The organism is Oribacterium sinus, from assembly GCF_014202695.1.
Taxonomy (GTDB): Bacteria; Bacillota; Clostridia; order Lachnospirales; family Lachnospiraceae; genus Oribacterium; species Oribacterium sinus.
This window is the reverse complement of record NZ_JACHHH010000001.1, coordinates 341,945-357,186: the sequence shown is the minus strand read 5'-3', so window position 1 is coordinate 357,186 and position 15,242 is coordinate 341,945. Positions and strand designations below refer to the sequence as shown.

General features: G+C 45.4%; 13 protein-coding genes. All 13 read right to left on the bottom strand.

Annotation, left to right across the window (positions count from 1 at the left end):
* Window positions 1-69 precede the first annotated feature (69 nt).
* Window positions 70-1,392 (bottom strand): serine--tRNA ligase, encoded by a 1,323-nt coding sequence (gene serS, locus HNQ46_RS01485; RefSeq protein WP_007155929.1) that lies wholly within the window; start codon window positions 1,390-1,392, stop codon window positions 70-72.
* A gap of 44 nt (window positions 1,393-1,436) precedes the next feature.
* Entirely contained in the window at window positions 1,437-2,102 is a 666-nt protein-coding gene (rpe, locus tag HNQ46_RS01480) for a ribulose-phosphate 3-epimerase (RefSeq protein WP_183682027.1), read from the bottom strand.
* Between the two features lie 10 nt (window positions 2,103-2,112).
* Window positions 2,113-3,012, bottom strand: coding sequence for a ribosome small subunit-dependent GTPase A (gene rsgA, locus HNQ46_RS01475; protein ID WP_183682024.1), 900 nt, complete (start codon window positions 3,010-3,012; stop codon window positions 2,113-2,115).
* 1 nt (window position 3,013) lies between these two features.
* Window positions 3,014-5,056 carry a protein kinase domain-containing protein gene (locus tag HNQ46_RS01470; RefSeq protein ID WP_183682021.1) on the bottom strand — a complete coding sequence of 681 codons (2,043 nt, stop codon included), beginning with the start codon at window positions 5,054-5,056 and terminating at the stop codon, window positions 3,014-3,016.
* Window positions 5,056-5,793 carry a Stp1/IreP family PP2C-type Ser/Thr phosphatase gene (locus tag HNQ46_RS01465; RefSeq protein ID WP_183682018.1) on the bottom strand — a complete coding sequence of 246 codons (738 nt, stop codon included), beginning with the start codon at window positions 5,791-5,793 and terminating at the stop codon, window positions 5,056-5,058. The genes HNQ46_RS01470 and HNQ46_RS01465 overlap by 1 nt, the downstream gene beginning before the upstream one ends.
* Window position 5,794: 1 nt before the next feature.
* Window positions 5,795-6,841, bottom strand: coding sequence for a 23S rRNA (adenine(2503)-C(2))-methyltransferase RlmN (gene rlmN, locus HNQ46_RS01460; RefSeq protein ID WP_183682015.1), 1,047 nt, complete (start codon window positions 6,839-6,841; stop codon window positions 5,795-5,797).
* Between the two features lie 90 nt (window positions 6,842-6,931).
* Window positions 6,932-8,260, bottom strand: a complete 1,329-nt coding sequence (locus HNQ46_RS01455; RefSeq protein WP_243155801.1) for a transcription antitermination factor NusB — start codon at window positions 8,258-8,260, stop codon at window positions 6,932-6,934.
* Window positions 8,253-8,957: a zinc metallopeptidase gene (locus tag HNQ46_RS01450; RefSeq protein ID WP_243155800.1), complete on the bottom strand. Its 705-nt coding sequence runs from the start codon at window positions 8,955-8,957 to the stop codon at window positions 8,253-8,255. The genes HNQ46_RS01455 and HNQ46_RS01450 overlap by 8 nt, the downstream gene beginning before the upstream one ends.
* A gap of 1 nt (window position 8,958) precedes the next feature.
* The gene (gene fmt, locus HNQ46_RS01445) at window positions 8,959-9,963 is read right to left on the bottom strand and encodes a methionyl-tRNA formyltransferase (RefSeq protein ID WP_330604490.1); all 1,005 of its coding nucleotides are present in this window, start codon (window positions 9,961-9,963) and stop codon (window positions 8,959-8,961) included.
* A gap of 5 nt (window positions 9,964-9,968) precedes the next feature.
* Window positions 9,969-10,463: a peptide deformylase gene (gene def, locus HNQ46_RS01440; protein ID WP_007155920.1), complete on the bottom strand. Its 495-nt coding sequence runs from the start codon at window positions 10,461-10,463 to the stop codon at window positions 9,969-9,971.
* 14 nt (window positions 10,464-10,477) lie between these two features.
* Window positions 10,478-12,460: a replication restart helicase PriA gene (gene priA, locus HNQ46_RS01435; protein WP_183682009.1), complete on the bottom strand. Its 1,983-nt coding sequence runs from the start codon at window positions 12,458-12,460 to the stop codon at window positions 10,478-10,480.
* On the bottom strand, window positions 12,445-13,749 hold the full coding sequence (locus tag HNQ46_RS01430; protein ID WP_183682006.1) for a UDP-N-acetylmuramoyl-tripeptide--D-alanyl-D-alanine ligase: 1,305 nt from the start codon (window positions 13,747-13,749) through the stop codon (window positions 12,445-12,447). The genes priA and HNQ46_RS01430 overlap by 16 nt, the downstream gene beginning before the upstream one ends.
* 1 nt (window position 13,750) lies before the next feature.
* Entirely contained in the window at window positions 13,751-15,238 is a 1,488-nt protein-coding gene (locus HNQ46_RS01425) for a UDP-N-acetylmuramoyl-L-alanyl-D-glutamate--2,6-diaminopimelate ligase (RefSeq protein WP_183682003.1), read from the bottom strand.
* Between the last annotated feature and the right edge of the window lie 4 nt (window positions 15,239-15,242).

The following is a 15,242-nucleotide window of genomic DNA, read 5'->3' as shown; positions in this document are numbered from 1 at the left end:
AACGATAAAACCGCTTCTTCTGATAGGACAAAAGAAGCGGCATCACCGTTACAATATTTGTAAAAAACTTTATTTTAATGCATTTTTTTCTTTTTCTACGGAATTGAACTTGGGAACCAAAACTTCCTTGCCACCCATATATGGCTGTAAAGCCTTAGGAATGGTTACCGTTCCATCTTCCTGTAAATGGTTCTCCAGGAAAGCAATCAACATTCTGGGGGGTGCCACGCAGGTATTGTTTAAGGTAAAGGCTAAATGATTCTTTCCATCTGCGCCCTTAACACGTATCTTTAAACGTCTTGCCTGTGCATCTCCCAAGTTGGAGCAGGAACCTACCTCAAAATACTTCTTCTGTCTGGGAGACCAGGCCTCCACGTCACAGGACTTAACCTTCAAATCCGCCAAATCTCCGGAACAACATTCCAGTGTTCTTACAGGGATATCCAGACTTCTGAAAAAGTCTACAGTGTTCTGCCAAAGCTTGTTGTACCAGTCCATAGCCTCTTCCGGCTCACAAACTACAATCATTTCCTGCTTTTCAAACTGATGGATACGATAAACACCTCTCTCCTCTATACCGTGAGATCCCTTTTCCTTTCTGAAGCAGGGAGAGTAGGAGGTTAAGGTCAAAGGAAGGGACTCTACCGGTAAAATCTGATCGATAAAGCGTCCAATCATGGAGTGCTCGGAGGTACCGATTAAGTAAAGGTCTTCTCCCTCAATCTTATACATCATGGCATCCATTTCCGCGAAAGACATAACGCCGTCCACAACCTTGGAACGAATCATATAGGGAGGAATCACATAGGTGAAGCCCCTGTCAATCATAAAGTCTCTGGCATAGGAAAGCACTGCGGAATGAAGTCTTGCCACATCTCCTACCAGATAATAGAAACCGTTACCGGCTACTCTTCCCGCTGCATCTAAGTCCAAGCCGGAAAAGCTGTCCATAATATCCGCATGGTAAGGTATGGGGTAGGATGGAACCACAGGCTCCCCGAAACGCTCATTCTCCACGTTGCAGGAATCGTCCTTTCCGATAGGTACGGAGGGGTCAATGATGTTCGGAATAACCATCATTCTTTTTAAAATTTCTTCCTGTAAAGCCGGCTCCTTTTCCTCTAATTCTGCCAGTCTCTGGGAGAATGTAGCTACCTCTTCTTTGGCCTTTTCCGCCGCTTCCTTCTCTCCCTTCGCCATCAAAGCTCCGATTTGCTTGGAAACCTGATTCTTTTTACTACGAAGCTCATCCGCTTCCATCTGCACCTTTCTGGCTTCCACATCCAGAGAAATAACCTCATCCACAAGATTCAGCTTCTCATCTTGGAACTTCTTTCTTATATTCTCTTTAACAATTTCAGGATTTTCTCTCACAAATTTAATATCCAGCATTCTCTGACCCTCCTTTATTTTATTACCTTACTATAAACTGTCCCCTAGGCATTTTCAAGAACCTTATTAAAACTCTTTACCCGTTCTCCAATTTCGTCTTTCTTTCCGAATACGGAGGAGCCTGCCACAATAAAGTTGGCTCCTGCTTCCAGAATCGGAGAAATATTGTCCAATTTTACTCCCCCGTCTACACCGATTTCCAAGGGAAGGGCTCTCTCCTCTGCCATTTTCCGAAGCCTTTTAATCTTCTCCAAGGTATAAGGGATAAAGCTCTGTCCTCCAAAGCCCGGATTTACAGACATAATCAAAATATAGGAACAAATGGGAAGAATTTCTTCTATTGTGGACAGGGACGTGGCAGGATTTAAAGCAACGCCGCCTTCCATACCAAGCTCTCGTATTGCCTGCAAAGAACGATCCAAATGCTTTACCGCCTCCACGTGAACGGAAACTCTGTCTGCTCCCGCCTTTTTGTAATCGGCAAAGAAAAAGTCCGGCTCCTCCACCATCAGATGCACATCAAAAAAGGCTTTGGACTTATTCCGTAAGGCGGAAACAATTCCTGCTCCATAGGAAATATTGGGCACAAAATGCCCGTCCATAATGTCAAAATGAAAGCTTTTCGCACCTGCAGCCTCAGCTAAAGCCACATCCTCCTGTAAGGCGGAAAAGTCTGCCGCCAATATAGACGGGGATAATCGATTTTTCACGGAAACCTCCTTAATAATTCTTTCTTTCCTGTACAATCTCCTGATATAAGCTTTTGTAACTTTCGTAACGCTCCGGGGCAATCTCTCCCTTTTCCACCGCCTGTTTTACTCCGCAATCCTGCTTCTTCTCTCCCAAATGGTAGCAGGTATTATAGCGGCAGGACTGCCGATACTCTTCAAACTCCGGATAGAAATACCGCAGATTCTCGGGAGAGATATCCGGTGGAAATAAAGAGGTGAAACCGGGAGTATCCAAGACATAGCTATCTTCTCCCAGAGAGAAAAATTCCGCATGTCTTGTGGTATTCTTTCCTCTTTTGATTTTTTCGGAAAGACTTCCTGTCTCCATCCTCCTGTCTTCCAGCAGTAGATTAATCATACTGGACTTTCCCACACCGGAGGGTCCGGAAAAAACAGTGGTTTTTCCCTTTAAAAGCTTGAGGATCTCCTCCCGGTCTTCTTTCGTATTACTTTGGAAAAAATAAACGGGAATACCTGCTTTTTCATAGATACTCTGCATTTTCTCCCGATAATCCGCTTCACATTCCGATAGCAAATCTCTCTTATTAAAGAAAAGCATACAGGGAATTTCTCTTGCCTCCAGGTGCAAAAGAAAACGGTCAATTAAGGGGAAGGAGGGCTCCGGTTCCTTCACCGCAAAAACCAGTGCCGCCTGGTCAATATTACTCACTAAGGGGCGAATCAATTCATTTTTCCGAGGGAGAATCCTTAGAATCTGCCCCACCATTTCTTTTTCCGTGTCAGGAATCTCTTCCACTTCCACCATGTCTCCTACCAGGGGCTTTTCTTTCTTATTTCGAAAAAGCCCCTTGGCATGACATTCAAAGACTCCCGACTTGGTATCCACATAATAAAATCCGCCAATGCCTTTAATTATCTTACCTGTCATCCTAAGCCTCCGGAGCGAAATCCAGATCATAGGCGGCCAGAACCCTATCCTTCTCCGCATCCACTACTTCCACAGTTCCCTTAGAAAGTCCGGCAATTCCCTTGATTCGACCAATGCTTAATTGCATTTCGCTTCCGATTACATAGGATCTTGCAGCTTGCAGGGTGGTGTACCGGCTTTCTCCATTTACGTCTTGTCGAAGATAAACTACCACCAGGACGGTGCCTTCAACACCGGGACCGCCACTTCCCAAAACAACGGTTTGATTTATGCTGGACACCCAAGCCTTGCTGTTGTCATCGGAGGGAGCAAGCTTTGTACTGCTTTCTCCATCCGGACCGGAGCTTACGCTGAAGGGAATTGCCTGTCCTCTTTCCACATAGCTGTCCTTTGCTACAGACTGCTTCAGCACCACACCCTTTGCTACGCTTGTGCTGGGAATATAGGAAATCACTCCGGCTTCCAAACCGGCATCTTCCAAGGCGGAAATGGCTTCTTTCTCGGAAAGATTAGTAAGATCCGGAACCACGGCCCAGTTATCCGGAATTCCGGTACTGACTACAAGCTCCAGCTCTCCCGGCTCTGATGTATCCGCCTTGTTGGTACTGATCAGATATCCCTTTTCCACTGTATCCGACATTTGCTCAAGCACCTTGTAGGGAATCTCTCTATCCTTTAACTCCTTCTCTACCGTGCTGAGCTCCATCTGCTGAAGCTTCGTTAAGTCCTCAGGATGCTCCTTATCATAAAATACCAGTACCTTACTTCCCTTGGAAACCGTAACGTACAATCGGCTTCTGACCCCATATTTTCCACTGGGGTAGGAAATAATCTGTCCTTCCTCGTATTTCTCGGAAAATTCCTCCTTTTCCGGATAAATCTTAATGTCATAAGAGGAGAGATATTTCTCCGCCTCGGGAATGGTCTTTCCCACAATATCCGGCAGTAAGCTGTCTAAGGCGGAAATGGTAATCGCCACCTGGGTGCTTTCCTCCGTTTCCTTCTCCGTTGCGCTTTCCATCTTGGGAGAAAGATCCTTTACGGATCGAAGCATACCCACTAATTTAAATCCTAAGAAAAGAAAGACGCCCAGGATACAAACTACGGACAAAATGGCCAAGGCTTTATACAGTCGGGAAATGCCTTTATCCATTTCCTGTCTGGCCTGACGGGAAACGGACTCGTCTCCCTCATCCTGTCTGTCGTTTAAAAAACCGGCTTCCGGGTCTTCCAAAGCAAGATTTAAGTCATCCCGCAGCTCCTCCACACTTTGATAACGGGCAGAGGGCTTTTTCTGCATAGCCTTCCAAACCACATAATCTAAGGCAGGGGAAACCTCAGGCTCCAAATCCCTTACCCGGGGAATAGGATCTTCCATGTGGGAAAAAACCACCGCCATGGAATTCTCTCCGGCATAGGGAAGCTTTCCGGTAAGCATTTCATAAATGGTGCAACCCAGGGAATAAATATCGGAACGCTGGTCGGAAACCCCTCTTCTTGCCTGCTCCGGTGAAATATAATGTACGGAACCCATCACCGCCGTATTGGCTGTTTCTTGGCTTGCGGCTCTGGCAATTCCGAAATCGGCAATTTTTACCACCCCTTCGGTGCTGACAATCATATTCTGGGGCTTAATGTCTCTGTGTACAATCCCCATCTTATGAGCGGTATCCATACCTTCCACAAGCTGAAGTGCAATGCCGATAGCTTCTCGCTCCGAACATTTTCCCTTTCTATGGATATAGTTCTTTAAGGTGATTCCCTCCACCAATTCCATGACGATAAAGTGCGTATCCCCTTCATCCACAACATCATAGGCGGAGACAATATTCAAATGATTCAGCTTTGCGGCAGCCTTGGCTTCGTCCTGGAATTTTCGAACAAATTCCTGATCCTCTGCATAATCCTGCTTTAAGACCTTTATGGCTACGGTTCTTCCTAATTTTTGATCTCTGGCACGGTATACATAGCTCATGCCTCCCTCTCCAATGAGGGCTTCTATACTATATCGATCCTGTAGCAGAGTTCCTTTTTCCCATTTCATTATCCCTGCTCCTTTCCGGGTTTCACCAAAATCAAGGCGATATTGTCTTTTCCCCCATTAATATTGGCTAAGGTAATCAAAGCCTCTCCCTTTTCTTCCAAACTGGAGTCATCCTTTAAAATCTGTACCATACTTTCCTGATCCACCATATTGCTAAGGCCGTCGGAGCAAAGGAAAAATAAATCTCCTTCCTCCCACTCCTCCTCGAAGAAGTCCACTTCCAGATACTTTTCCACGCCAATCGCCCGGGTAATCATGTTCTTACTCTTTTGGTATTCCTCAGAGCCTCGAATCATTTTTCCTCTCTGAATCATCTCCTCCACATAGCTGTGGTCTCTGGTAACCTGCCGCAGACGATTTCTTTGAAAAAGATAGGCTCTACTGTCTCCAACGTTGGAGAAAACAATGCTGTTTCCCTCTACAAAGGCGGTAACCAAGGTACTTCCCATCCCCTGTAAATGGATATTGCTTTGGGAAAGACGAAGCAGCTCCAGATTCATCTTCTGTATTGCCTTCTCCAAGCTTCGTACCAAAGGCAGCTCTTCCGTCTGTTTCAAAAGCGTCGTTAGGCTTTCCACCAAATAGCGGGAGGCAAAGTCACCGGCTCTGTGTCCTCCCATTCCGTCTGCCAAAAGAAAAAGATTGGGAAATTTCCCCAGGGCATCCCCTGTGGCGAAAAGAAAATCCTGATTCATTTTTCGCATTTTTCCCTGATCCGTTTTTGCAAAAAACTCCATCTTAAGCCCCTTTTGTTCCATCCCTTCGTAATTGTCCGCAAGCTCCGGCAATATCTGCCCCCATCTCTCTTCTTACCGTACAGGTAATGCCTCTTTTCTGTAAATACTCCTGAAAAGCATACACCCTCTTCCGGTCCGGCGGTGCAAAAGTCCTTTCTTTAATAGGATTCACCGGAATGAGATTCACATGACAGGGAAAATATTCTCCCTTCTCCCCTTTTAATAAATCCGCTAAAGCCTTTCTGTCCTCTTCTCCGTCATTTACCCCCAGCACCAAGGCATACTCAAAGCTAACTCTTCTGCCGGTTTTCTTAAAATATTCCTTTACCGCCGGCATAATTTCTGATAAGGAATAGCGATTGGCAATGGGCATGATTTTTCTTCGCTGTTCATCCCTGGGGGCATGCAGACTTAGAGCCAGTGTAATTCCATAATTTTCCTTGGCTAAATCATAGATTCTCGGTACCAGACCACAGGTGGACAGGGTAATGTTTCTGATGGAGAGATTTTTTCCCTTCTCGTCACTGATGATTCGTAAGAAACGGGTAACCTCCTCGTAGTTATCCAATGGCTCTCCGGAGCCCATCAGCACCACATGAGAAATTCTTTGTCCTGTCAGCTTTTCCATAGCATAAATCTGCCCAAGCATTTCTCCTGTGGTACAGTTTCTGGCAAGTCCATCCAAAGTGGACGCGCAGAAGGCACAGCCCATCCTGCAGCCCACCTGGGTGGAAATGCAGGCGGAGTTTCCATGCTGATACCGCATGAAAACAGATTCTATTTTATGCCCGTCAGATAAACGAAAAAGAAACTTCTCCGTATCATCCATTTTAGAGCAAAGGTGTAAATCCGCCTCAGGTAAGGCCACGGAATAGCCTTCTGCAAGCTTTTCCCGCATAGCCTTAGGAATATTCGTCATTTCCGTATACTCCTCCACAGCTTTTTCATGAAGCCAGGAAAAAAGCTGCTCCGCCCGATAAGCAGGAAATCCCTCTTCCTTACACAGACTTTTCAGCTCTATAAGCTCTAAATCACGAATATTTTTCATGCCTTCCTTCTCTTGCAAGAATTACTCCTCCATCCTTTTCTGAAATTGCGTAAAATTACTGCTCCGAATTCTTCCGGTACAATGTGGGGATCAATCTTCCGTCTTTCTCTGAAACAGAGCCAGATAAAAGCCGTCCGAGGGCTTCCCGGGCATAAACTTCTCTTCCTTTATCAGGGTGAAAGGGAAATGTTGTAGAATATAGTCCCGGTTCTCTTCATTTTCCTTAAAAGAAAGACTGCAGGTAGAGTATAAAAGCTGTCCTCCCTTTTTCACATAGGCTTGAACCGTACTTAGAATCTCCCTTTGCAGGCTTTGCAATTCCTCCAAAGCTTCCTTAGTAAAATGCAGACGAATATCCGGTTTTCTACCGATAACGCCAAGGCCGGAACAGGGTGCATCACAAAGCACCGCATCCAAAATCCCCTCGCCTTCCTGTATAAAGCGCTCATCCAAAACTCTGGCATCCCAATGCTCAATCTCCATATTTTCTAAACCAAGACGTTTTTGGTTTTCCACAATATAACGAAGCTTATCCTTCTGGGCATCTCTGGCATAAACCTTACCGCTCCCCTTCAGTAAGGAGGCGATATGGCAGGCCTTTCCTCCCGGGGCACTGCAGCAATCCAGTACCAAAGCTCCTTCTTTAAGCTTTAGGCTTTTTCCCACTGCTTGAGAAGAAAAGTCCTGTATGGTGACGGCACCGGAACGGAAACGCTCCTCCTCTAATATATTTCCGGATACCCGTTCTCCCTCTCCGGATTCATTTCGGATATAAAAGCCTCCGTCACTTTGTAAGAAGGCCTCTGCCATGGCAATCGTTTTTTCCCTGCCATAGTCTTTTAAAAAGACCTCCAAAATATCCGGAGGAAGACATAGGGAAACCGCATCACCCTTGGGAAGAGAAGCCAGCTTCTTTTTAATCTCTTCTTTCTCTCCTACAATCTTTCGTAAAACTGCATTGACAAAGGGAACCAGACCCTGAAGCTTTCTTTTTTTGATGCTTTTTACCGCCTCATCCACAATGGCATGCTCCGGAATCTTATCCATAAAAAGTAATTGATAAATGGCAATGCGAAGACTTAAAAGAACCACGGGCTTCAGTTTTTTCAGTTTTACACTGCTGTATAAGGAAATCACATAGTCCAGTTGCAGATACCGCTCCAAAATCCCGTGACTGCTTCTGGTTAAAAAAGCCTTCTCTCTGTTTCCCAAGCCGGGATAGTCCGAAAAAAGCTTTCTTAAAGCAAGATGAATAAACTCTCCTTCATAAAAGACCTTTTCCAAAAGCTCCAAAAGTAACTCTCTTTCGCTCTTTTCCACTCTTGGCTTTAAGTTTTTCTTCCTCTTATCCATTTTGCCTCCGGTGGATATTCCTACATGGGCTCCGGTCTTGCTTTTCATTTTTTCAGCCTTAGTCATCTCTTCTGCCTCTTCCTCCATAGAGAATGAGTAAACGAAGAAGCTGCAATACGGAGGATGCCGCTGCCGCTACATAAGTAAGAGCCGCCGCAGTAAGGACTGCCCGAACTCCCTTAATTTCCTGGGGACTTAAAATCCCCTCCTCTTCCAAAATCCGCATGGCTCTTTGAGAAGCATTCCACTCCACAGGAAGAGTAATAATCTGAAAGGAAATTGCCACTGCGAAAACAATGATTCCCAACTGAATAAAGCCGCTTAGGCCAATCAGAAAGCCGATAAAAATAATGGGAATGGCCAGCTGTGAACAAATAGCACAAACCGGATTAATATTCCGGCTGATGACCAGGGGCATATAGCCTACCGCATCCTGAACAGCATGTCCGCACTCGTGGGCGGCAACACCGATGGCCGCAATGGAGGTGGAGTTCTCCGTGGCTTCCGACAGATTTACCGTTTTGTCCTTCGGGCTGTAGAAATCGCTCAGATGACCTCTTACGGAAAGTACCTGCACATAGCCGATACCGTTTTTCTGTAAAATAATCTCCGCCGCCTCTCTTCCGCTGATACCTCTTTGGGAACGAACCCGGTCATATTTGGCAAAGGTGGACTTCACCAAAGAAGAGGCCAGCAGAGAAAGCCCCATACCGATATAGACAAAAATCATTGTGGGATCAAAAAAATAGTATGAATAAGGCATCTTATCCTCCAAATCCTAGTAAGAAAGCAGGGGTATCCAAACGTTTTTTTCCTTCTACCTGAATTTCCAAAATTTCCAAATATCCTTCCCCTGTGGAAAGAAGAAGACGATTGTTCTCCTTATTGCGATACATCTTTCCTATGCCGTCTTTCTTCCGAAAGGCCTCCTTTGCTTCCTCCGAAAGGCTTTCCGGTAAATGAGCAAAGAGCAAATCTTCTTTAATTTCTGAAAAGCTTTGAAAATCCTTTTCTTTTTGCCGGATAACTCTGGCTTTCCAGATTTTAAAGCTTTTTCCGTTGGGAAGAATACTGACTGCAGCAGGCCAGGGATTAAAGGCCCGAACCATGGCCTCGATTTCAACAGCGGGCTTATTCCAATTCACAAAGCCGTCCTGCTTTACAATCATACTGCAATGACTGGCTTTTTCCTCATCCTGGGCCCTTCTGGGGCAATTCCCCTGCTCTAAAAGACTAAGGGTTTCCAAAATACAATCCTGAGAAAGCAAGGAAAGGGCTTCGAAAAGACTTTCTCCTGTTTCTTCTCCCGTTAATGGAAGCTTTTTTTGAAGCAGGATGTCTCCGGTATCCAATCCTTCCGCCATCAGCATGGTGGAAATACCGGTTTCCTTGTCTCTATGCAAAATAGCCTGCTGAATCGGAGAAGCTCCCCGATAAAGAGGCAGTAAAGAAGCATGGATATTCACACAGCCATAGTGGGGAAGCTCCAAAAGCTCCTTGGGAAGGATCTGTCCGAAGGCAGCCACCACAATGCAATCCGGCTTTAAATCCTTTAAATATGCAAGGAGTTCTTCGTCTTTTCTCAGACGATGTACGGAACGAACAGGAAGCTCCAGTCTTTCTGCTGCCTGTTTTACCGGCGTCTTAAGGAGATTTCCCTTTCTGTCCTTTGCTTTATCCTCCTGACTGATTACCAAGAGAATCTCATGTCCGGCCTGATGGATGGCCTCTAACCCCTTCACCGCAAAGTCCGGGGTTCCCATAAACACGATTCTCAAATCATTTCCTCCTCTTCCAGTTCTTCATATTGAACATCTTCCAAATCTCCCTCTACTTTCTCTGTATAGAGAACCCCTTGGAGATGATCATACTCATGGCAGAAGGCTCTGGCCAAAAAGCCGGAAGCATCCAAGCTAAAGGGCTCCATGTTCTGATCCAAGGCCTCCAGATGGATATTCATGGGCCGGGTAACCTTTCCTTCCTTTCCCGGAACGGAAAGACAGCCCTCTTCTCCGCACTGCTCTTCCTCTCCCACAGCTTCGATTTTAGGATTAATGCACACATAGCGAACACCGTCTCCGATATCCACCACAAAAAGCTGCTTTAAAATCCCCACCTGAGGAGCCGCCAGTCCAACACCATTGGCATCATACATGGTTTCAAACATATCCTGAATCAAATCTCTGGTTTTATCCGTCATTTCCTTAATTTCTTTACACTTCTTTTCCAAAATGGAGTCTCCGATTTTTCGGATGCTGCGAATTGCCATAAACTATACCCTCTCTATAAAAGATCAAACTGGAGCTGAATCAAAGAGCGTTTATCCTCTTTTCGAAGCTCCTCAACAAATAGATTTCTTAATCGGATGATTATATCATGGGATTCTTGCTTAATATAGATGATTTTCCTAAAATTATCCTTTAGCTTATAAATGGTGGCAGGGAAGGGACCAAATAACTCCGCCTGCTCCTTCTCCAATTTCCCCCGGATTCTTTTGATGGTCTTCTCCAGCATCAGACTTAAAAACTCTTCCTCTTGATAGCTGCATTGGATAGCCAGCATTCTGGCAAAGGGAGGATATTCCAGTCTTTTCCGAAACTTCTTTTCCGACTGATAAAAAGCAAAGTAGTCCTGTTCCAAAGCCAGCTCCAGTACTTCCTCCTCGGGACGATAGCTTTGAATCAAAACTTCTCCGGGAAGCTTTCCCCGTCCTGCCCTACCTGCTGCCTGGGTAAGAATCTGGAAAGCATATTCCCTTGCCTGAAAATCCGACTGGAAGAACAGCTGCTCCGCCGCCATAATGCCCACCAGAGTGACCTTCGGAAAATCATGTCCTTTTACAATCATCTGGGTTCCCAAAAGAATATCCGCCTTCTCCTCGGCAAAATCCTGTAAAATTTCTTCGTATTTCCCCTTCTTCCCTGTGGTATCTCCGTCCATACGAAGAATTCTTGCTTTGGGGAAGACTGCATGGCAGATTTTTTCCAGCTTTTCCGTTCCGGTACCAAAGGGGGAAATATAACTGCTGCCACAGTTTGGACATTTCTTTTCCAGTTTTCTGCTATAGCCGCAGTAATGGCATTGCAGCATACCGTTTTTGTGAAGCGTCAGACTTACGTCGCAGTGGGGACAGTTTAAGCTCTTTCCGCACTTTCTGCAGCTCACAAAGGGAGAATACCCCCTTCTGTTCATAAAGAGAATGCTTTGTTCCCCCCTTTCCAAACGCTTTAATACCGCTTCCTCCAGTGCTTTGGAAAAAATGGAACGGTTTCCCTCCTCCAATTCCTTTCGTAAGTCAATCAAAGTCAGCTTTGGCAGAAAACTTCCCTCCACCGCCCTGTTTTTTAAAGTAAACAGTCTGACTTTTCCTGCCTCCGCCTCTCGGAAAATATTGACGGAAGGTGTTGCAGAGCCGAAAAGTACCGGACACTTGGCCAGCTCTCCCCTTTTTCTTGCCACATCCCTACTTTCGTATCGGGGAGCGGTTTCCGACTTGTAGGAACGTTCCTGCTCCTCATCAATAATGATAAGTCCTAAATTGGAAAATGGTGCAAAGAGGGCTGAACGAGGGCCCAGTAAAAGCTTCACCTCTCCGGACCGGCACTTTTCCATGCTCTCCGCCCGTTCTCCCTGGCTCATTTTGGAATGTAATACCGCCACCTGTCCGGGGAAACGTCCCTCCACCCGCATTCTGCTTTGATGGCTTAGGGAAATTTCCGGAATCAGATAAATCACTTCCTTCCCTTTGGCAAGGCAATCTTCGATTAGACGCAAATACAGCTCCGTCTTTCCGGATCCGGTAACGCCGAAAAGCAGGGCGGAAGGCGCTTCCTCCTCCTGAAAATATTCCTGCATTGCAAAAAGAACCTCCTCCTGCTCTGCATTGAGTTTTGGAGCAGGATAGGGGTTTCCATATTGTATCTTTCCCGGCTTTGTTCTGTTCTTCGTCTTCTTCTTTACCGGAAGCACGGTTTTTAAGCATTGATTTAAGGTCGTTCCGTATTCCTCCGCCATCCAAATGGCCAGATCCAAAAGCTGTTTTTCTACGGAGAACTCCTTTTCCAAAGGAGAAAGAATGTCTTTAATTTTCTCTTCAGGGAAGTCTGCCAGCTCTTCTATACCGATTACATAGCCCTTTTTCTTTCCTCTTCCAAAGGGTATCAAAACAGGATCCCCGACGGATAAGGTAATTTCCGTAGGGACCCTATAGGTAAAACATTTATCGATAGATTCATGGGAAATATCTACGATTACTTTGGCAAACAATGCTTACTCCTTATTTCTTGAATCACCCTGGAAAGAGAAAGGGAGTTGGAAGCCTTAAACAAAAGCAGGTCTCCCGGCTTAATTTCCTTTTCCAAAGCTATAGACAGCTCCTCCAAACTAAAGCAGGCGCTTCCCGGCAGTAGCTTTTCTCCCATAGCTTTTCGAATCTCTTCCCCCTTCTTTCCTAAGGTAAATAATGCATCAATAGGAAGAGACTTTAAAAGTTCTCCGATTTCCCGATGATAGGCGATTTCATTATCCCCCAGCTCATTCATATCTCCAAGAACGGCAATCTTTCTTTTCGCCCCTTTCTCTGAAGCCAAGACCTTTAAGGAAGCCTTCATGGAATCAGGAGAAGCATTGTAGCTGTCATCAATAATCATAATGCCATCTTCCGTAGAAAGTCTGCCGCCTCTTCCCTTTAAGCCCTGAAATTCCAGCAAGCCCTGTAAGAGCTTTTGTTTGTGTAATCCCAGAGAAAGACCTATCGCCATGGCTACGGAAGCATTGTCCTCCATGTGTTCTCCGGGAACGGAAAGGGGAATCTCCTCCTTCTTTTCGTAAAAGAAAAGATTTAGCTTCTTCTCTCCCAAGAATCCCATGGCTCTGATTTTCTCTTCCGTAAGCGTTCCCAATATAGCATCCTTTTTCGGCAAATACAGGGAAACTTCCTTTTGATTTCCTTCCAGAATATGCATTTTCTCAAAGCAGGTATTTTCCTTGGTCTTCAGATTCTCCAAATGGGCGGAACCGATATTGGTAAATACTGCAATGTCACAGGAAGCAATCTCCGCAATCCTGTGCATCTCCCCGGGGATGGAGATACCTAACTCGATAACACTGATTTCTTTATTTTCCTTAGCCATGGAGAAGAGTGTAATAGGAAGTCCCAGCTGAGAATTGGCATTTCCCTTGGTTTCAAAAACAGACTTCTCCATGGAAAGTGCCTTGGCAATCATGGCTCTGGTGGTGGTTTTCCCTACGGAACCGGTTACGCCGATGACCAAACCGGAATACAGGCTTCTGGCATAGCCCCCCAAGGCCTGTAAAGCGTCAATAGTGCTTTCCACCGATATAAAACGTACCTCGGGATATTTTTTGGAAAGTTCCGAACAATCCTCCTCGGTAAAAATAAAGGATGCCCCATGCTCTATAGCCATGGGAATAAAGCGGTGTCCATCCTGCTTTTCTCCCTTGATGGGAACAAAGAGCCCCTTACTACAATCCTCCCGAGAATCCAAAATAATCTTGTCCACAGAGGAAAATATCTCCGAAAAAGGAATCTGCATCTTATTTTCCCTCTCTTTCCGCCTCTTCCAAAATCACTTCTCTATCTACAAAACGAGTAAATGTTCCATTTACCTCATTATATTCTTCATGTCCTTTTCCGATAACCGCAATCAAGTCTCCCTCTTCCGCCTGTTCTAAGGCATAACGAATGGCTTCTCTACGGTCCTCAATCTTTACATAGTTCTTTGTCTTCTTGGACAATGTACTTTCAATATCGGAAATAATATCCATAGTTTTCTCATAACGGGAATTGTCTGCAGTAAGAATGGTAAAATCCGCCATCTCCCCTGCCACTTCTCCCATACCGTAGCGTCTTTCCTTAGCACGGTTTCCGCCACAGCCAAAGACTACAATCAGGCGTTTCGGCTTGTAGGCCTTCAGGGTTTCCAAAAGGTTCTTCATCCCCATGGCATTGTGGGCATAGTCCACCAAAACAGTGTAGCCCCCTCTTTGCAGCACAACCTCCATCCTGCCGTTTACCTGAATCTTTCGTAAGGCGGATTGCACCACTTCTTTTTTGATTCCCAGAAGGGAAGCCAGAGAAATTGCCGCTAAGGCATTGTAAACATTGTATCTTCCCGGCAGATGGTTCCAAATCTCCCAATCCTCTTCTCCATGTCGAAAATGGAATCTACAGCCCAGAAAATCATGCCGATGTAAGTCTTCAATCTCCGTAGCCATAAAATCAGCCTGTTTTTTCAAGGCAAAGCTAAAACAGGGGCACTCTGCATTTTCTATAAATTCTTCGGAAAAATCCGCATCAAGATTCACCAGTCCCGTCTTAGACTGGGTAAAAATTCTGGACTTGTAATACTTGTACTCCGCAAAGTCTTTATGCTCATTTTCTCCGATATGATCCTCTTCAATATTGGTAAAAATACCATAATCAAAAAGAATACCGTCGGTTCTATGCATCTTAAAGCCCTGGGAGGAAGCCTCCATAACCAGGGCATTACAGCCCTTTTCCTTCATTTTTCGGAATGTTTCCTGCAAAGTATAGGATTCCGGGGTGGTATTTCTGCTTTCTTCGTGGATACCGGCGTAATCGATTCCAGTGGTTCCGATGAGACCGCAATTGTAGCCCGCTTCCGTAAGAATTGCCCGCACCATACTGGCTGTTGTGGTTTTTCCCTTGGTGCCGGTGATACCAATCATCAGCATCTCCTTGGAGGGGTAGGAAAAATAAAAGGCTGACAGCTCCGCTAAAGCCTTTCTGCCATTTTCCACCTGTACAATGCAAAGGTCTTCCCTATCCTGCATTTCCTTCGGTAAATCAGGAAGATTTTTCTCCACCACAAATACTCGAACACCCTTTTCCAAAAGCTCCGGAATTTTGTCATGGGAATCCATGGTACTTCCCTTCATGCAAAGAAATAAATCCCCTGCCTTAGCTCTTCGAGAATCATAGGAGAGGGAGGAAAATTCCTCCCTCTCTCCATCTCCCCGAAGGACCTTCGCTTCGCTTAAACAAGACAACCAGCCCTTCATCTAT